This window comes from Amycolatopsis sp. NPDC033938 (assembly GCF_055575975.1).
On sequence record NZ_JBVIRO010000003.1, the window covers coordinates 672112 to 689616 of the forward strand.

Below are 17505 nucleotides of genomic sequence, written 5' to 3' on the forward strand. Positions count from 1 at the left end.
GGTTCGTTACTCCCGGGGGATCCGCAGATAGAGACATCGATCAGACGCGCGCTGCAGGTAGGGAAGGAGGCCTTCACACTCGTCAGGCGAGTGCCGTGATCAGCCCGATCGTCAGCGCTGTCCGTTCCGGGATGTGCGACACGAGGACATGCTCGTCGCGTGCGTGTGCGCCGCATCCGACGGCGCCGAGCCCGTCGAGCACCGGGCGGCCCAGTGCGGAAACGAAGTTGCCGTCGCTCGCGCCGCCCACGGCGGTCTCCTCCAGTTCCCAGCCCGCCTCGGCGGCCACCTTCCGCGCCGTCGCGAACAGGGCCCGTGATGGGTCGTTCTGTGTCATCGGCGGACGGTTCCACTCTCCGGTGACCGAAACGGACACGCGAGGATCGGCGGTTTCGAGCCCGGCGAACACCGCGTCGATCCGGTCCATTTCGGACGGTTCGGCCACGCGGACGTCGACGCCGCAGACCGCCTGACCCGCGGTGACGTTACGGCCGGTGCCACCGGAGATCGTCCCGACGTTGACCGTGGTCCCGTGTTCGCGCGAGCCCGCCGCGGCGAGCCGCCCGACGATCTCCGCGAGGCCATGGATCGCGCTCGCGCCCGCGTAGGGGTCCAGGCCCGCGTGCGCCTCGACACCGGTGGCGGTCACGTCGAACAGGCCGACGCCTTTACGCGCGGTCTTCAGCTTCCCGTCCAGCGACGCCTCGAAGACGAGGGTGCCGAGCGCGCCGTCACTCGCGGCTTCGATGTACGGCCGGGAGTGCGGGCTGCCGATCTCCTCGTCGCCGTTGAAGAGGAACTTGACCGACGGATGCGGAAGCCCGAGTTCGCGCAGGCCCCGCAGAGCCCAGACCGACTGCACCAGGCCGAGTTTCATGTCGAACGCGCCCGGCCCGGTGATCCGGTCGCCGTCGGCGGTGTACGGCCATCCGGAGAGCGTGCCCGTCGGCCAGACCGTGTCGTAGTGGCTCAGCAGCAGCACCGTGCCCGGCGCCGTCCCCGCATAGCCCAGTTCGAGCACGTCACCGCGCACCGCGTCGACGTGCCGTGCCTCGGTACCGGGCGCGCCGAGGCGCTCGAAGACCCAGGTCCGGAGCGTGTCGAGGCCTTTGTCCAGCATCGGCTTGTCGTAGCTGTGCGTCTCCAGTTCGACGATCCGTCGCAGGTCGTCGAGCATGGACGGCAAGGCCTTCCGGGACCAATCCGAGTGTGACAAGGGAATCCTTTCTACCGAACGGGGGCGCCGGGGCCGAGCGGGATACCGAACACCCAGAACACGAAGAACAGCAACGTCCACACCACGAGCAGGGCGAACGAAAGCGGGACCGTCATCGAGAAGAGCGTGCCGATGCCGGCGGACCGGCGGTATCGCTGCAGGAAACCGAGCGCCATCACGAAGTACGGGCTCATCGGGGTGATGGCGTTCGTGCACGAGTCCGCGATGCGATACAGCGCCTGCGTGGTCTCCGGCGGGATGTCCAGCAGCATCAGCATCGGCACGAACACCGGGCCGATCAACGCCCATTGGGCCGAACCGCTGGTGACGATCAAATTCACCAGCGTCACCACGACGAGGATGCCCAGCATGATCACCGGCCCGGACACCCCGGCGGTTTTGAGCAGACCGGCACCGTTGATCGCGGTGATCTCCCCGATGCCGGTCCATTTGAAGTAGGCGAGGAACTGGGAAATGGCGAAGAACAACACCAGGATCGGCGCCATCTCCCGGAAACCGTGCGCCATGAACCCCGGGATGTCGCGGCTGCTGGTCACCGTGCCGGCGACCTTGCCGTACGCCCAGCCCGCGGCCAGGAAGCCCAGCGCGAGGAAGATCGAGATGGAGCTCAGCAGCGGTGACTCGACAATGCTTCCGCCCTTGCCCCGCAACGGGGAGGACGCGGGCAGCACCGCCAGCACCAGCGCGGCCACGAAGACGACCAGGGCGATGAGCGCGGCGCGCAGGCCTCGTCGCTCCTGACGGCTGAGCTGAAGCGAGCCGAGATCGTCCTCGTCCGCGTCGTCGTCGACGGGCATCGCCTCCGCGCGTCGCGCGAGAACCTTCTCGGTCACGAGCGTGATCACCACGGCCAGCACGAGCGAGGAAGCGAGCGAGAAGAAGTAGTTGGCCAGCGGGGTGACCGAATAGGACGGATCGATCGTCTGCGCCGCCGCCGTGGTCAGCCCGGAGAGGATCGCGTCGGTCGGCGTGATCAGCGGACTCGCGTCGTAACCGGCGGAGATGGAAACGAACGCGACGACGATGCCCAGGATCGGGCTCCGGCCCACCGCGCGGAAAGCCAAGGCCCCCAGCGGAATCAACACCACATACGCGGCGTCGGACGCGACGTGGGACACCATTCCGGTGAACGCCAGCGCGAAGGTCACCCACCGCGGGGAAACCTTCGAAACGCCGGACCGGAGCACGGCCGCGAGCAGACCGGACCGCTCGGCCACCGCTACGCCGAGCATCACCACCAGGATCGTGCCCAGCGGCGGGAACGACGTGTAACTCTTGACCGCGTCGGTCACCATCATCCGCACACCTTCGGCGGACAACAGGTTCTTCGCCTCGACAGCCTTGCCCGTCGCCGGGTTCTGCGCGGACACCCCTGCCGCGTTGAGCCCCCAGCTGGCCAGCGCCAACACTCCGCTCAAGATGACGAAGAGCCAGAACGGATGCGGCAACTTGTTGCCGAGCCGCTCGACACCGTCGAGCGCGCGCAGCAGGAGGTTCATCGGACGTGAGGTGGTTCTTGCCTGACTGGAACTCACCGGCGCGGCTCCTTTCCCGATCGGAGGCCCATTACAAACTCAAGCGAACGAATAGTGCAAGCCTGATTCCGGATCTGCACAGATCAGTCACAGCAAGAGGAAAAATGACTGATACAGTCAACTCATGCTGACCGAGCCGGAACTCGACCTGATCGCGGCACTCCAGATCGCGCCACGAGCTTCGGTCGCCGTGCTCGCCGAAGCGCTCGGCGTCTCCGCCAGCACGGTGGGGCGACGGCTGACCCGCCTCGAAGAACAGCGAATTCTCCGGGTGATCGGCCAGGTCGACTGGACGGCGAGGGCGCGCGGGAACCCGCGGCACGTTTGGGTCACGACCGAACCGGGCGCGTCCGGTTCGGCGGCGAAGGCACTCGCGCGCTTCCCCGAGGTCCAGCTCGCGGCCGAGACGGCCGGCCGGTCGGACGTCTATCTGGCCGTGCACGTTCCAGACCGCGCACAGGCGCGCGAACTGCTCGCCGACCGCATCCCCGGTGTGGCCGGCGTGGCGGGTACTCATTCGGAACTGGTGCTGCGGGCCCTGACCAGAGCCGACTCCTGGCGTTTGCACCGGCTGAGCGCAGACCAGCAGGAAATCCTGTCCCGAGAACAGGTGACGCCGGACGGCTTCGACGCCGGCGACGTGGGCGCGGACGAGCGGCGGCTCATCGGGCTGCTGGCCGCGAACGGCCGGATGACCGCCGCGGAAGCGGCCCGCGTCCTCGATCTCAGCCAGTCCACCGCCTACCGGCTGATCCAGTCGACGCTGCGGCGCGGCATCGTCCGGCCGCGGGTGGAGGTCGAACCCGCACAGCTCGGCTACGAACTGGAAGCGGTCATCGCGCTGACCATCACCCCGGGCGCCATTCAGGCCGTGGCCGAGGAGCTCGCGCGGCATCCGTCAGCGCGGTACGTGTCGATCGTCGCCGGCACCGCTTCGGTCATCCACCAAGGCGTGTTCCGGAACGAGGACGAGATGGCGGACTTCCTCACCCGCGACCTCGCTCCCCTGCCCGGGATCACCGCACTGCAGGTCTCCGTGGTGCTGCGCATGCTGCGCCGGTACTGGCTGTACCGCGAGGACGGCAGGTTCGCCCCGGACGGTACCTGAGTCCGCGAGCTGAGTACGGGCGCCGGAAACGCCGGTCCAGGGTCAACGACCACGGAAACGAGCGGCCAGCGCGGCGACCCGCGACCGTCGTGCCCGTACCGGGAGCCGGCCGGAGGTGATGTCCTCCAACAGGGTCGCGACGGTTTCCCCCGCACAGGTGCGGTTCGCGCCGATCCCGCCGGAGGGACCGCGTTTGATCCAGCCGACCACGTAGGCACCGCTGTGTCCGTCGACGCGGCCCGCGGTGTTCGGAATCGTCCCGAGCGCTTCGTCGAACGGCAGACCCGGCACCGGCGTTCCGCGGTACCCGACCGCGCGCACGACCTGCCCGGCCGCGATCTCGACCGGCCCGTCCGGACCGGTGACACGGAGGCCGCGCACCTGTGTGTCACCGACGATCTCGGTCGGAGCGGAGTGGAAGCGCAGGACGATCCGGCGTGCGTCCGCGACCGGCGGCGCGGTCCAGTCGACGGTCTCGCGGCCGAGACCGCGCAGCAGCTTCGCTTTTCCGGTGCCCGCCTCGATCGCGGCCGTGGTGCGGGGGTCCGCGTCGTCGACGACGAGTGGCACGCCGGCGCGTTGTGCCAGCGCGAGCAGCTCCGGCGAGGTGTAGGCGGCGTCCTCCGGCCCGCGCCGGGCGAGCAGGACGACCTCACGGACCTTGCTCGTACGCAACCGTTCCAGCGCGTGCGCGGCGATCGTGGTGTCGGCCAGACCGTCGGGGTCGGCGGTGAGGATCCGGGCCACGTCCAGAGCGACGTTGCCAGTGCCGACCAGCACGACTCGATCCGCGGACAGCTCCACCGCGTTCGCGGGCACGTCCGGATGGCCGTTGTACCAGCCGACGACGGTGGTCGCGGGGATACTTCCCGGCAGGTCCTCGCCGTCCAGGCCGAGGCCGCGTGCGGAGGAGGCGCCGACGGCGTAGATCACCGCGTCGTGGCGCTCGGCGAGTTCGTCGACGGTGACGTCTCGTCCGACCTCGGTGCCCAGGCGCATCCGCAGTCGCGGGTGCTCGTGGAAGCGCGAGAAGGCCTCGCCGATCCGTTTCGTGGCAGGGTGATCCGGGGCGACACCGAAGCGGACGAGCCCGCCCGCGACCGGCAAGCGGTCGATCAGGGTGACCCGCGCGTTCGTGTGCAGGAGCAGATCTTCGACGGCGTACATCCCGGCCGGACCGGTGCCGACGACGGCGATGTCCGGCGGCGCGAAGTCGCTCGGAATCGCGCGGTCGAACGTCGGAGGGCTCCAACGGTGGAAGTTGGGCGCCGGGTCGGCCGACGCCACGACCTCGCGGTCGGAGTAGTACTGCGCGTTGAGCCCCTCGTAGACCCGCAGCGGCCCGGTCAGCAGGTCGACCGGGAAGATCGCGTCCACCGGACAGGCGTCCGCGCACGCCCCGCAGTCGATGCACGAGGCCGGATCGACGTAGAGCATCTCCGTGGTGCCGAAATCGGGCTCGTCCGGTGTGGGGTGGATGCAGTTGACCGGGCAGACCGACACGCAGGTGGCGTCGTTGCAGCAGGTCTGAGTGATCGCGAAGGCCATGTCAGATCAGGTTCGCCCGCTTGTAGAAAACCAGCGCCGGCTTGGTGAGCAGACCGCACGAGCCGAGGAACTCCATCAGCCCGGCACAGCTCGACCGCATCATCGCCTTGTGGTGCTCGTTGGCCTTCGCCTCGCGCAGCGCGCGCCGGGTGTCGAGTCCCGCGTTCTTGTAGACGTCGCGGTTGACCATGCTGCTGACGATGAAGTACGACGCGATCGCGATGACCAGCGCGTTGATCCGGCGGCGCAGGAAGCCCGCGCCCTCCAGCTGTTGACGGGTCTCCTCGCGGGCGAACTTCATGTGCCGGGACTCTTCGACGACGTGGATGTTGTTGATGGTCCGCACGAACGGGACCACCCGCTCGTCACGCATCCAGTCGCGCTGCATGACGTCGAGGACTTCCTCGGCGACGAGGATCGCCGCGTACGCCGCCTCGCCGGTGGCCGTCGCCTTGAACACACGGCCGAGTTCGACGGCGAGCCTGCGGGGGCGATACGGGGGCGCGCCGAGCTTCTCCGCGCCGCGAGCGAACATGATCGAATGACGGCATTCGTCCGCGATCTCGGTCAGTGCCCATTGGAACGCCGGATCGGTCGGATCCTTGGCGTAGAAATCACGCAGCACCATCTGCTGCAGGATCATCTCGAACCAGATGCCGGTGCTCGCGACCGAGGCGGCCTCCTGGCGCGTGAGCTCCTTCTGCTGCTCCGGCGTCATCTCGGCCCAGTAACTCGTCCCGTAGAGGGTGCTCCACTCCGGGCTGGCGCCGTGGAAGCTCTTGTCCAACGGCGTCTCCCAGTCCACTTCGGTGGCCGGGTCATAGGACAGCATCGCGGAGGAATCGAGAAGCCGCTGCGCGGTCTCGTGGCGGCCGGTACCGGCCGTTCCCGCGGTGCGCGGCACATCGGTGCTGGTCATACGGACCTCCCTGACTACGTCGGCGGGGTGTAGATTTAGACGTTACCGTGGTTCACTGTTACCCAAGGTAACACCTAAATGGTCCCGTCGCGAGTGGGGCGACGGGCCGACTCCACGGCCACCCAGGAGACCGCTCATGACCACGCCGCGCCGCATCGCCTCGTTCGATCACGACGGGCTCGTCTTCGACGTGCGCGACACCGGCCCGCTCGACGGCGCCGTCGTAGTGCTGCTGCATGGCTTCCCGCAGACCAGCGCGTCCTGGGCCGAGACCGCCGCGCTGCTCAACGAACGGGGATACCGCACGATCGCGCCCGACCAGCGCGGCTACTCACCCCGCGCGCGGCCACGCGGGCGCTTCGCCTATCGGTCGAGCCGCCTCGTGGCCGACACCGTCGCACTGATCCACGCCATCGGCGCCGGACCGGTCCATCTGGTCGGACATGACTGGGGCGCCAACGTCGCCTGGGCGACCGCGGCCCGGCGGCCGGACCTGGTGAGGTCGCTGACCACCGTGTCGGTCCCCCACTCCGCGGCGTTCCTGCGCGCGATGCTGACCAGTGACCAGCTCATCCGGTCCTACTACATGTTCTTCTTCCAGATCCCCTGGCTGCCCGAACTCGCCATCCGGCTCCAGCCCGGCGTTCTGGATCGCACGCTCGCGAAAACCGGGATGACAGCGGCTCAGATCGATCGGGTCCACCAGGAGATCCTCGTCGGTGGCGCGTTGACCGGCGGCCTGAACTGGTATCGCGCGATGTTCCTGCAACGCCCGACGTCTCTGCCCACCCGGGTCTCCGTGCCGACCACGCACGTGTGGAGCGACGGCGACACAGCCCTGTCTCGTCGCGGCGCCGAACTCGCCGGCCAGTATGTCGACGCCAGTTACCGGCTGGAAATCCTGACCGATGTCAGCCACTGGGTGCCCGAAGAGGCGGCCGCGACACTGGCCCACCTCATCGACCGCACAGCCGGCCGCAAGCACCTTCAGCCCGAGTGACCCACGCCAGAGGGGGGCATGGGTGGCAAAGAGGGTTCGGTCACCGGTACGCCGCGCCCGGACACGACACCTCGCCTCACCCTGAGCAACAAACTCGCGCTCAAGTTCCAGGAGCATCCCGCAACCACCGCTCCGCCCTTCGCCAGATGACCCCCGGATCGGCGTCGGCGGTACTCCAGGTGGTGGCGCGGGTGGTGCCGAGGTCGCGGTACTTCCGCATGATCGCCACATGGGCGGGCAGCCCGACGAAGCCGCGCAGGCCATCGCGATCGCGCCATACCGAGACCGATCCCAGTCGCCGTCGCAGCGGTTCGGCCCACAGCCACTGGCCGATCGCCCCGGACAGCCGGGGCCACTCGCGGCTGAGCAGGTAGCCGGCCCGGTAGGCGCCTGGCGTGCTCCAAAAGCCGTCGAGCGTCAACGCGGTGACGCTGACCAGCACGTCTCCGGAATGATCCGCGCCCTGACCGGTGATCCACTTGCTCTTGATCATGCTCGCTCCTCGCCTCAGCCCCAGATGACTGCTCCTCGCTTATGATACGCACATGCTTATCGTTCGGTCGTGCGCCGCCTACCCGTTGGCGCGCGGATGAATCCGACGGGACCGGGTGAACGACCAAGTGCATGCTTCCCGGTGACAGCGCCCCGGTGAGGCTGCCGACCCCGTCATCGTGTCGAGAAAATCGGGCATGAAGATCAAGTACCGCCTGTCGGCGCTCGCCGTGGTCATCGCCGTGACCCTGGCGACCGCTCCCCCGGCCTCCGCCATCGGCAATCCCCGGCTGCTCCTCGGACAGGACTTCCCCGACCCCGACATCGTCAAGACCGACTCCGGCTACTTCGCCTTCTCCACGAGCACCGGCGCGGTGAAAGTGCCGTACGCGAGCGCTCCCGGGCCGGAAGGTCCTTGGCGGGTGGCCGGTGACGCGCTGGCCGCGGTTCCGAAGTGGGCCAAACCGGACGGCGGGTTCTGGGCTCCCGACGCCACCCGGCTTTCCGACGGCACGTTCCTGCTCTACTTCTCGGCCGCGGTGGCTCCTGGAGGGGAAATGTGCATCGGCGTCGCGACGGCGGCGAAAGCCGAAGGGCCGTACACGCCCGCCGGGGAAAGCCCGCTGATCTGCGTACCCGGCGACGGCGGTGACATCGACCCACAGACCTTCGTGGACTCCGACGGTTCGCGGTACCTGCTCTACAAAAGCGACGGCGCGGCGGTCGGCCCGCCGGCGGCGATCTGGTCGCAGAAGCTGCTCGCCGACGGACGGACCCCCACCGGCCCGCGTACCGAACTCCTCCGGGCGGATCTCAGTTCCGAAAAGGCGGTCGTCGAGGCACCGTCGGTGGTGAAGACCGCGAGCCGGTACTTGCTGTTCTACTCGGCCGACACCTTCCAGAGCTCCGGCTACCACACCGGATACGCCTCGGCGCCCGCGTTGAACGGACCGTTCGTGAAAGCCGACGCACAGTTCCTGTCCACCGATCTGCTCGGCGGCAAGGTCGACGCACCTGGTGGGGCGGACGTCGTCGACGGCCATATCTACTTCCACGGCTGGCTCGGCGGTGGTCGCACGGCGCGTGGACTGTTCCAGCTGCCCATCGCGTTTCCTAACGATCTTCCCCAGCTCGGCTGAGTGGCGCGTCCCTCCGGTGGACCACGAACCACCCGCGTGGCCGAACACCGCACCGGCCGGCCCGCCCTACGCTGAGGAGGCGTGCCCTGGACCGCGGCCGAATCAGCGAAGGTGAATCCGGCCGGGCCACAGGAGATCGATCGATGACCACCACCAAAGAACTCGACGCCACCCGGATCGACGAGATCGGCGAGGATCTGGACACGCTTCGCCGTCGCGTCGTCGACGACCTCGGCGCGGCCGACGCCGACTACATCCGTACCGTCGTCGCGGTACAACGGCTCTGCGAGTTGTCAGGGCGGACGCTGCTGTTCGCCGGCTGGTTCCCGCCGGCCTGGTTCGCCGGCGTCGGCGCGCTGGCGCTGTCGAAGATCCTCGACAACATGGAGATCGGCCACAACGTCCTGCACGGCCAGTACGACTGGATGAAGGATCCCACCCTCAATTCGCGGACCTTCGAATGGGACATGGTCTGCCCGAGCGAGCAGTGGCGCCGCTCGCACAACTTCATGCACCACACCTACACCAACATCCTCGACAAGGACCGCGACGTCGGCTACGGCATCCTGCGGATCACCGCGGACCAGAAATGGCATCCGTACTACCTCGGCAATCCCCTCTACGCGGCCGCGCAGGCGCTGTTCTTCGAGTACGGCATCATGCTGCACGACCTCGAGGCGGACAGGATCGTGCAAGGACGCCGGAGCTGGTCGGACATCCGGCCGCTGCTCGGTCCGATGCTCCGCAAACTCGCCAGGCAGACGGGAAAGGACTACCTGGTCTTCCCGTTGCTCACCGGCCCCTTGGCGCCGCTCACCCTGACCGCGAACGCCGCCGCCAACCTGACCCGGAATCTCTGGGCGTTCGCGATCATCTTCTGCGGGCATTTCCCCGACGGCGCCGAGGTCTTCACCGAGGAGGAGAGCGAGAACGAGAGCCGCGGGCAGTGGTATCTGCGCCAGATGCTCGGTTCCGCGAACATCTCCGGAAGTCCGTTGTTCCATTTGCTGACCGGGAATCTCAGCCACCAGATCGAACATCACCTGTTCCCGGACATCCCCTCCCGCCGCTACCCGCAGATCGCCGCCGAGGTGCGGGAAATCTGCGAGAAGCACGGCCTGCCCTACCACACCGGTTCCCTTTCGCGACAGCTCGGTTCGGTCGTCCGGAAGATCTTCCGGCTCGCTCTCCCGGGAACATGAGGGTCATCGTTCGGCGACGCGCTCCACCTTTCCGACCAGGAAGACGTAGGACAGGATCCCGGCGATCGTGATCACGGTCATGTAGGCGAAACCGGGCGCGAAACTGTCGTCGGTGACGATCAGCCCGATCACGATCGGCGTCGCGATCGACGACAGGTTCCCGATGAAGTTGAACATCCCGCCGGTGAGCCCGAGCAGCCGCCGCGGGGCCAGCGCCGACACCAGCGACCAGGTGATCGAGGCGAGTCCGTTCCCGAAGAACGCCACCGACAGGATCACGATGACCATCGCGGTCGAATCGGTGAAGCTCGCGGTCACCATCACCGTGCTCAGCAGCAGTCCGGCGATGATCGGGCCCTTGCGCGCCGCACCGAGCGAAGCGCCGCGCCGCACCAGGAAGTCCGACAGGACACCGGAAGTCAGCACCCCGGCCAGCGCGGCGATGAACGGCAGGGACGCCAGGAAGCCCGACTTGATGTAGTCCATCTCCCGGTACTCCACGAGATAGGTCGGGAACCAGGTGAGGAAGAACCAGAGCGTCGAAGTCAGGCAGAACTGGCCGAAATAGATGCCCCACAGCTTGCGTCGGCTCAGCACGGTCGCGAGATCCGACTTCGTGATCCGCGTCCGCTCACGGGGCAGGTCCACCAGTCCGCCGCCGGACCGGATCAGCTCGACCTCGGCGTCGTTGGCCCGCGAATCCCGCGGCTCCCGGTACCCGGCGTACCAGAGCACCGCCCACAGGATCCCGACCAGCCCGGTCGCGACGAACACCCAGTGCCACGACAACATCGTCTGCAGCCACGACAGCGCCGGGGTGAGCAGGGCGAGACCGATGAACTGGCCCGAGGTGTAGAAGCCGATCGCGGTGGCCCGCTCGCGTTCCGGGAACCAGACGGTCGCGATCTTGCTGTTGATGGGATAGGCGGGTGCTTCGAAGGCGCCCACCATGAGCCGCAGCACGATCAGCGCCACGAAACCGCCGATGATCCCCATGAAGAACGTCGCGAGCGACCACAGGACGAGGCAGACCGGGTACAGCAGCCGCGGCGGCATCCGGTCGACCAGCCAGCCGCCGGGCAGTTGCAGCGCGGCATAGGTCCAGCCGAAGGCCGACAGGAGCAGCCCCTGCTCGGCCTTGGTCAGCTCGAGTTCACCGGCGATCGCGGGCATCGCGATCGACAGATTCGATCGATCGAGGTAGTTGATCACCACGGTGACGAACAGCATCACCGCCACCAGCACCCGGAACCGGGACGGACGAGTGGCGAGAGCGGCACTGGCGGGCGAGGTCCGGGTCATGGCGCTCACCATTCCGCGAACGAGCCGTCGGCGTGCCGCCACACCGGGTTTCGCCAGCGATGCCCCTCGGCGGCCCGTTCGGCGACGTACTCCTCGTTGATCTCGATGCCGAGCCCCGGCCCACGGGGGATGGCGACCTGGCCGTCGTCGTAGGTGAACACCGCCGGATCCGCCAGGTAGTCGAGCAGATCGTTGCTTGTGTTGTAGTGGATACCGAGGCTCTGTTCCTGGATCGTCGCGTTGTGGCATCCCGCGTCGATCTGCAGGCAGGCCGCCAGCGCGATCGGCCCGAGCGGGCAGTGCAGGGCAAGCCCGACGTCGTAGGCCTCGGCCATATGCGCGATCTTGCGTGCCTCGGTGATCCCGCCGCAGTGCGACGGGTCGGGCTGGATGATGTCCACCGCGCCGGACGCGAGCACGGCTTTGAAATCCCACCGTGAGTACAGCCGCTCGCCGAGCGCGATCGGGATCGGCGATGAGCGCAGGACGTCGGCGAAGCCGTCGACGTGCTCGGACAGTACGGGCTCCTCGACGAACATCAAGCGGTACGGCTCCAGTTCGCGCAGCAGGACCTTGGCCATCGGCTTGTGCACGCGACCGTGGAAGTCGACCCCGATCCCGACGTCAGGCCCGACGGCCTGGCGTACGGCGTCCACATTGGCCACACACCGGTCCACCTTGTCCCAGGTGTCCAGATAGGACAGTTCCTCGGTGCCGTTCATCTTGACCGCGGTGAAACCCCTGTCCACCACCTCGCGCGCGGCGCGGGCCGTCTCCGCGGGACGGTCGCCGCCGATCCACGAGTAGACCTTGATCCGGTCGCGGACCATGCCGCCGAGCAGTTCGTGCACGGGCACGCCGAGCGCCTTGCCCTTGATGTCCCACAGCGCCTGGTCGATACCCGCCAGTGCGCTCATGTGGATGCCGCCACCCCGGTAGAACCCGCCGCGGTAGAGCACCGTCCACAGATCCTCGATCTGGGTGGGATCCCGGCCGATGAGGTAGTCGGAAAGCTCGGCCACCGTGGCGGCCACCGAGGCGGCGCGGCCCTCCAGGACCGGTTCTCCCCAGCCGGTGACGCCTTCGTCGGTTTCGATCTTCAGGAACGACCAGCGAGGCGGTACCTGAAATGTCGTCATTGACGTGATCTTCATGATTTTCCCTACTCCTGATGCCAAATCCGGGAGAGTGCGGCCGCACGGACACCGACTTCCCCGGCGGTGTCCCCCGGCCGGTAGAGGCAGGTGCCCAGTCCGGCCCCGGCCGCCCCGGCGGCGGACCAGGCCGCCAGGTTGGTCTCGTCGATCCCGCCGACCGGCAGGAGGCCGACGTCGGGCGGCAGTACCGCGCGCCAGGCCTTCATCCCCCCGATGCCGACCGCGTCGGAGGGGAAGAGCTTCAGATTCCGCGCTCCCGCGGCGATCGCCGCGAAGGCCTCGGTCGGCGTCGCCACGCCCGGGTACGGCGTCAGACCGGCGTCGACGGCGGCGGCGATCACCACCGGATCGCAGTTCGGGGCGACGATCAGCCGAGCACCGGCGTCCCGTGCGCGGACGACGTCGTCCGTGGAGAGCACGGTGCCCGCACCGATCGAGCACCGGTCGCCGAGCGCGTCGGCGAGCAGCCGCACGCTCGCGAACGGCTCGGGTGAGTTCAACGGCACCTCGATGGCGGGGAACCCCGCGTCGGCGATCGCCCGGCCGATGCCGACGACTTCGCCCGGGGTGACACCGCGCAGGATCGCGATCAAGCCGGTCACGGTTTCACTGTCCTTTCGAGACGGTCTTCGTCCTTACTGGACACCAGCCCGGCGGCCGAAGCGATCCGCCACAGCCCTCGGGCGGTGCACTCCTCGGTCAGCACCGTGACGTCCACGCTCCTGTCGGCGAGCGCGAGCGCGTAGCGGCGGCACAGCTCGGCCGCCCCGCACAACACCAGCTGCGCGTGCGAATCCGGGAGCAGATGGGAGACCTCGTCGGCGATGAGCACACCGGAGAGGTAGTCGGCCACCGAGGAGGGCTCCAGGACGCCGTCGAGGACGAGGGGGCGGGCGCCGAACGCCTCCGTGGCGAGACCTCGTGACCGCCGACCTGCGGCGAGCCCACGGGCGAACGCCGCGTCGTCGCGAACGGGTTCGCCTGCCGTGCGGGCGAGAATGCCGTGCGCGGTCAGCAGGCCGTAGAGCTCCCCCGTCATCGCGGTGGCGAACCCCGTCACGGTGCCGCCGTCGACGCGGACCCATTTGCTGTGGGTCCCCGGCAGCACCACGGTGACCGGCCCGCCGATTTCGCCGAGCAGGTCCAGCACCCCGACGAGCTGGGTCTCCTCCCCGCGGATCACGTCACCCGGCGTATCGCCCGAAGCGATCCGCAGGCCGGGGACGAGATGGACCACTCCGTCGCGATGAGCGACCGGCACGAGCTCGGTGAAGTCTGGAACGGTGGGCACGGTGCGATATCCGGTATCGGCCCAGCCCTGCGCGCTGCCCACCATTCCGCAGGCGATGACCGGCACCCCGGGGAACGCGCCGAGCCAGTCGCCGCAGATGTCCCGGAACGCCGCTTCGTAGGCGGCCGCCCTGGCATATGGATCGTCGAGCTCGACGTCCGCCGTCGTGACGATCAGCCCGCGCGCCGACCGGCGGGCGTCCAGGACCTCCCCGTCGGCGTCGAGAAGCCAGGCCCGCTGGCCGGTGGTTCCCCAGTCGAGGGCGACCAGACCGGGCTCCATCTCCGTCATGGGACGACACTGTGCGGCCCGATTCCCGATAATGCGAACGGCGTCCCTATATGTAGGATCGCCCCGTGGCCGAAACAGCACCGCCAGGAACCCAGACCCTCGCCCGCGGCCTCGCGGTGATCCGCGCCGTCGCCGAGGGTGCGACCGATCTGCGTTCCCTCGTCGACCGCACCGGACTCGGGCGCAGTACCGCGCACCGGCTGGTCCAGCTGCTGGTCAGCGAGGGCTACCTGCGTGGCGGGCGCGACGGCTACACCCTCGGCCCCACCCTGATCGAACTCGGCTTCCAGGCGTTGCACGGCAATCCGTTGCCGGTGGTGGCCAGGCCGGTGCTGGAGGAGTTGTCCGCCCAGCTGCGCGACACGGTGCACCTGGCGGTCCGGGACGGAGATTCCGTGCTGTACCTGGACAAACTCCCGGGCTCGCGTGGTGCGGAGATGCGGTCGCGGATCGGGCACCGGATGCCGCTGACCCGCACCGGCGTCGGCATGGCACTGCTGCTGGACTCGGCGCCGGAATGGCGGACCCGATACGAGGCGGAGGCGCCCGCGGAACCCGACCAGGTCCGGCCCAAGAACCTCGAAGCGTTCCTCGAGCGCATGCGGGAGTACGCGGAGGCCGGGGTGGCGCTGGATCTCGAAGACAACGAACCGGGGATCCGCTGCGTGGCGGCGCCGATCCGGGACGCGACCGGCGAGATCGCCGGCGCCGTCAGCGTGTCCGCGACCCGGCCGTACATGCCCACCGCCCGGATGCGGGGCCTGACCGGGGTGGTCGGCCGCGCCGCACAGCAGGTTTCGGCGGGATTGGGCTATCGCGGACGCTGAGGCGGCTCCCCGGAAAGCGAACCGTACCGGGCCCCTTCCGCTGGGCGTCTACTTTGTATACATTGCATGCAATGGATGTCTATCAGGAGGTCCGCGGCCTGATCGTGCTCGGCACGTATCCCGCCGGCCGGCCGGTCACCGAGCTGGAGCTGTGCGAACGGCTCGGCGTCAGCCGCACTCCGGTGCGGGAAGCGTTGCGACGGCTGGAGAGCGACGGCCTGGTACGTCCGGCACGGCGCGGCGTGACAGTGGTCGAGCTGGACACCAAGGCACTGCGGGACGTCTACCTCATGCGCGCCTCTTTGGAGGCGTTGACCGCCGAGCTGGCCGCGCGACGGCAGCGGGACGGCGAGCTGTCACCGGCGAGCCTCGCCCGGCTCGCCGAACACGCCGATCTGGCCGATCAGGCGACGCGGCGAGGGGATCTCGTCGCGGGCGTCCGGCACAACCAGGAGTTCCACCGGTACGTCGCCACGCTCGCGGACAACCAGGCGGTACTGGAGGTGCTGGACCGGATCTGGGACCAGATCACCGTCTCCACGCGGGCCTCGTTGTCCGTGCCCGCCCGGCCGGTCCTGGTGGACGGCGAGCACCGGCGGTTGATCGAAGCCATCACCGGCGGCGATCCGGCGGAGGCCGCCGCCCAGGCGCGTGAGCACGTCCTGGCCACGATGTCCGTTCTCACCGAACAAGGAGCAGAAGAGTGAACAGGCAGCACGACTATCGGGTCACGGTGCGCTGGAGCGGCGACACGGGGGCCGGGTACCGCGGCTACGGCCGGGACCATGACGTGATCGTCGACGGCAAGCCGCCGCTGAAGGGCAGTGCCGACCCCGCCTTTCGCGGCACGCCCGAGCGGTGGAACCCGGAGGAGTTGCTGGTCGCCTCCCTGTCGGAGTGCCACATGCTCACCTTCCTGTCGCTGTGCGCGCGGGATGGGGTCGCGGTGACCGGCTACGTGGACGCCGCCAGCGGTGTCATGCGGGAGGAGCCGGGCGACAGCGGCCGGTTCACCGAGGTCGTGCTGCGACCGGAGGTGACCCTCGCCGACCCTGCCGCGATCGAGCGGGTCGAAGCGCTGCACAAGCAGGCGCATGACAAGTGCTTCATCGCCAACTCGGTGAACTTCCCCGTCCGGCACGAGCCGGTCATCGCCGTTTCGTGAGCGGGTGCGGGTGCCGGCCGAGGTATCGCCCGGCACCCGCGCTTCGTCAAGACCGGCTAGGTGCGAGCAGCGGTCCTTCGTACCGCAACGCGTCGCCCTCGCCGTACACCCGGACCGTCAGCTCGGGTGGCTCCCACGGCGCGAAGACCTCGTCGACCGTCCGGGGTGCCGGACCCAGATCCACATCGACGGCGAAGGTGTGGGCCACGATTTCCGCCGGGACGACGACGCCGTCCGCGTCGGCCACCTCCAGCCTGCTCACCCCTGCGTCGACCGCCCCGAGCACACCAGGCCGCGAACTCCACACCGCGAAGCCTCGCTCGGTGGTGTCGTTGCCGTATCCACCACTCATGATGTTGAACAGGGTGCGCTCCCCCTCCCGGAAAACGCACTCCGCCTCGGGACCCGAGTCGTGGTAGGCCAGCAACCGTCCGTTCCCCGTGCTGGTCCCGATCCGTGCGCCGGTATGCCACCCTTCGTGCGACACCGCCGCCCCTGAACCCGCTGCCTCCGCCGCCCGGTAAAGCTCGGTCAAGGCCGTCAACTCCGCGGTCCACCTCGCGGTCTCTTCATCCCTTGGTGGGGTCACTACGCGTGTACTCTCCTTTCGGCACTGTCCACAATGGTCACCATCGAGGCTGACACAGGTCGATGTCGATCACATCGGGGTTTTCCCGGAGATCACTCGGGGCCGCTACACGATTCCGTGCAACCGTCCGCGCCCAGGTCCGACCGAACCAGCCCGTTGGGCCGAGCGGTGCAATCTCACGTGTTCTCCGTCATGAGGTTCGCCATGGCGAGTCGCACTGTCGCCGAGTAACCGGCGACACATCGACGCAGAGAGGTCGGGCTGATGACCGCGCAGTGCACGGACGAGATCGGCGAAATCGGGGTCTGGCTGATGGGCGAGTTCGGCGGACGCTTGCCGGCCGCGGTGATCAGCCGGGTGCTCAACGCGAGCAGGCGTGACCTCGAAGGGCGGATCGACGCCGAGGAGCTGGGCGAAATGTTCCACGCCCTCTGCCGCTTCCGGCTGCAGCGGATCGTGGCGTCCGACCGGTGGATCACGGTCAAGGTCCCCGGCGCTCACGTCTCGTGAGTAGTGATGACGGTTGGAGCCGTCGGTGTTTTGGTAGCTACGGGCAGGCGAGCCGGTAGCGGACGGCAGGGCCCGGCAAAAAGTCGCATAACTACTGGTCGGCTCGACCATTAGGCCGTGTGGTGGCGGAACGGGCTCCAGCACCCGGCTCTTGACTGTCCATAAGGGACACTTTTCGAGACATATGTGCCCG

At 68.5% G+C, this 17505-nt stretch carries 18 protein-coding genes; 8 read left to right on the forward strand and 10 right to left on the reverse strand.

Going from position 1 to position 17505, the window contains the following annotated elements; genetic code table 11:
• Positions 1-82 precede the first annotated feature (82 nt).
• Positions 83-1177: a M20 family metallopeptidase gene (locus tag ACZ5ZX_RS12690; protein WP_465502176.1), complete on the reverse strand. Its 1095-nt coding sequence runs from the start codon at positions 1175-1177 to the stop codon at positions 83-85.
• Between the two features lie 50 nt (positions 1178-1227).
• Positions 1228-2736 carry an AbgT family transporter gene (locus ACZ5ZX_RS12695; protein ID WP_465502177.1) on the reverse strand — a complete coding sequence of 503 codons (1509 nt, stop codon included), beginning with the start codon at positions 2734-2736 and terminating at the stop codon, positions 1228-1230.
• A gap of 160 nt (positions 2737-2896) precedes the next feature.
• Between ACZ5ZX_RS12695 and ACZ5ZX_RS12700 the strand changes: the two genes are divergently transcribed.
• Positions 2897-3880 carry an Lrp/AsnC family transcriptional regulator gene (locus ACZ5ZX_RS12700; protein ID WP_465502133.1) on the forward strand — a complete coding sequence of 328 codons (984 nt, stop codon included), beginning with the start codon at positions 2897-2899 and terminating at the stop codon, positions 3878-3880.
• A 42-nt stretch (positions 3881-3922) separates the two neighbouring features.
• Here ACZ5ZX_RS12700 and ACZ5ZX_RS12705 read toward each other — a convergent pair whose 3' ends face one another.
• Both ACZ5ZX_RS12705 and ACZ5ZX_RS12710 read right to left on the reverse strand, forming a co-directional pair.
• A complete protein-coding gene (locus ACZ5ZX_RS12705) occupies positions 3923-5428 on the reverse strand; it encodes an FAD-dependent oxidoreductase (protein ID WP_465502134.1) in 1506 nt (501 codons plus the stop codon).
• Between the two features lies 1 nt (position 5429).
• A complete protein-coding gene (locus ACZ5ZX_RS12710) occupies positions 5430-6347 on the reverse strand; it encodes an AurF N-oxygenase family protein (RefSeq protein WP_465502135.1) in 918 nt (305 codons plus the stop codon).
• 136 nt (positions 6348-6483) lie between these two features.
• Between ACZ5ZX_RS12710 and ACZ5ZX_RS12715 the strand changes: the two genes are divergently transcribed.
• Positions 6484-7347 (forward strand): alpha/beta fold hydrolase, encoded by an 864-nt coding sequence (locus tag ACZ5ZX_RS12715; RefSeq protein WP_465502136.1) that lies wholly within the window; start codon positions 6484-6486, stop codon positions 7345-7347.
• Positions 7348-7447: 100 nt separating this feature from the next.
• Here ACZ5ZX_RS12715 and ACZ5ZX_RS12720 read toward each other — a convergent pair whose 3' ends face one another.
• Positions 7448-7840, reverse strand: a complete 393-nt coding sequence (locus ACZ5ZX_RS12720; protein WP_465502137.1) for a hypothetical protein — start codon at positions 7838-7840, stop codon at positions 7448-7450.
• A gap of 196 nt (positions 7841-8036) precedes the next feature.
• Here ACZ5ZX_RS12720 and ACZ5ZX_RS12725 point away from each other — a divergent pair, with 196 nt between their 5' ends.
• Positions 8037-8978 carry a glycoside hydrolase family 43 protein gene (locus tag ACZ5ZX_RS12725; protein ID WP_465502138.1) on the forward strand — a complete coding sequence of 314 codons (942 nt, stop codon included), beginning with the start codon at positions 8037-8039 and terminating at the stop codon, positions 8976-8978.
• Between the two features lie 143 nt (positions 8979-9121).
• Positions 9122-10180: a fatty acid desaturase family protein gene (locus tag ACZ5ZX_RS12730; RefSeq protein WP_465502139.1), complete on the forward strand. Its 1059-nt coding sequence runs from the start codon at positions 9122-9124 to the stop codon at positions 10178-10180.
• A gap of 3 nt (positions 10181-10183) precedes the next feature.
• Here ACZ5ZX_RS12730 and ACZ5ZX_RS12735 read toward each other — a convergent pair whose 3' ends face one another.
• Genes ACZ5ZX_RS12735 through ACZ5ZX_RS12750 form a run of 4 tightly spaced genes read right to left on the reverse strand, consistent with a single transcriptional unit; the run spans position 10184 to position 14221 of the window.
• Positions 10184-11482 carry an MFS transporter gene (locus tag ACZ5ZX_RS12735; protein WP_465502140.1) on the reverse strand — a complete coding sequence of 433 codons (1299 nt, stop codon included), beginning with the start codon at positions 11480-11482 and terminating at the stop codon, positions 10184-10186.
• 5 nt (positions 11483-11487) lie between these two features.
• The gene (gene dgoD, locus ACZ5ZX_RS12740) at positions 11488-12636 is read right to left on the reverse strand and encodes a galactonate dehydratase (protein ID WP_465502141.1); all 1149 of its coding nucleotides are present in this window, start codon (positions 12634-12636) and stop codon (positions 11488-11490) included.
• An 8-nt stretch (positions 12637-12644) separates the two neighbouring features.
• The gene (locus tag ACZ5ZX_RS12745) at positions 12645-13241 is read right to left on the reverse strand and encodes a 2-dehydro-3-deoxy-6-phosphogalactonate aldolase (RefSeq protein ID WP_465502142.1); all 597 of its coding nucleotides are present in this window, start codon (positions 13239-13241) and stop codon (positions 12645-12647) included.
• Positions 13238-14221: a 2-dehydro-3-deoxygalactonokinase gene (locus tag ACZ5ZX_RS12750; RefSeq protein ID WP_465502143.1), complete on the reverse strand. Its 984-nt coding sequence runs from the start codon at positions 14219-14221 to the stop codon at positions 13238-13240. Before ACZ5ZX_RS12750 ends, ACZ5ZX_RS12745 begins: the two co-directional genes overlap by 4 nt.
• Before the next feature lie 65 nt (positions 14222-14286).
• Here ACZ5ZX_RS12750 and ACZ5ZX_RS12755 point away from each other — a divergent pair, with 65 nt between their 5' ends.
• From ACZ5ZX_RS12755 to ACZ5ZX_RS12765, 3 genes are all read left to right on the forward strand, one after another.
• Entirely contained in the window at positions 14287-15048 is a 762-nt protein-coding gene (locus tag ACZ5ZX_RS12755; RefSeq protein ID WP_465502144.1) for an IclR family transcriptional regulator, read from the forward strand.
• A 71-nt stretch (positions 15049-15119) separates the two neighbouring features.
• Positions 15120-15755 carry a GntR family transcriptional regulator gene (locus tag ACZ5ZX_RS12760; protein WP_465502145.1) on the forward strand — a complete coding sequence of 212 codons (636 nt, stop codon included), beginning with the start codon at positions 15120-15122 and terminating at the stop codon, positions 15753-15755.
• Positions 15752-16213: an OsmC family protein gene (locus tag ACZ5ZX_RS12765; RefSeq protein WP_465502146.1), complete on the forward strand. Its 462-nt coding sequence runs from the start codon at positions 15752-15754 to the stop codon at positions 16211-16213. Before ACZ5ZX_RS12760 ends, ACZ5ZX_RS12765 begins: the two co-directional genes overlap by 4 nt.
• A gap of 46 nt (positions 16214-16259) precedes the next feature.
• Here the strand turns inward: ACZ5ZX_RS12765 and ACZ5ZX_RS12770 are convergent, their stop codons facing one another.
• On the reverse strand, positions 16260-16748 hold the full coding sequence (locus ACZ5ZX_RS12770; protein ID WP_465502147.1) for a hypothetical protein: 489 nt from the start codon (positions 16746-16748) through the stop codon (positions 16260-16262).
• Between the two features lie 318 nt (positions 16749-17066).
• On the opposite strand from ACZ5ZX_RS12770, the gene ACZ5ZX_RS12775 reads away from it, so the two are divergent.
• Positions 17067-17312, forward strand: coding sequence for a hypothetical protein (locus tag ACZ5ZX_RS12775; protein WP_465502148.1), 246 nt, complete (start codon positions 17067-17069; stop codon positions 17310-17312).
• Positions 17313-17505: the final 193 nt, after the last annotated feature.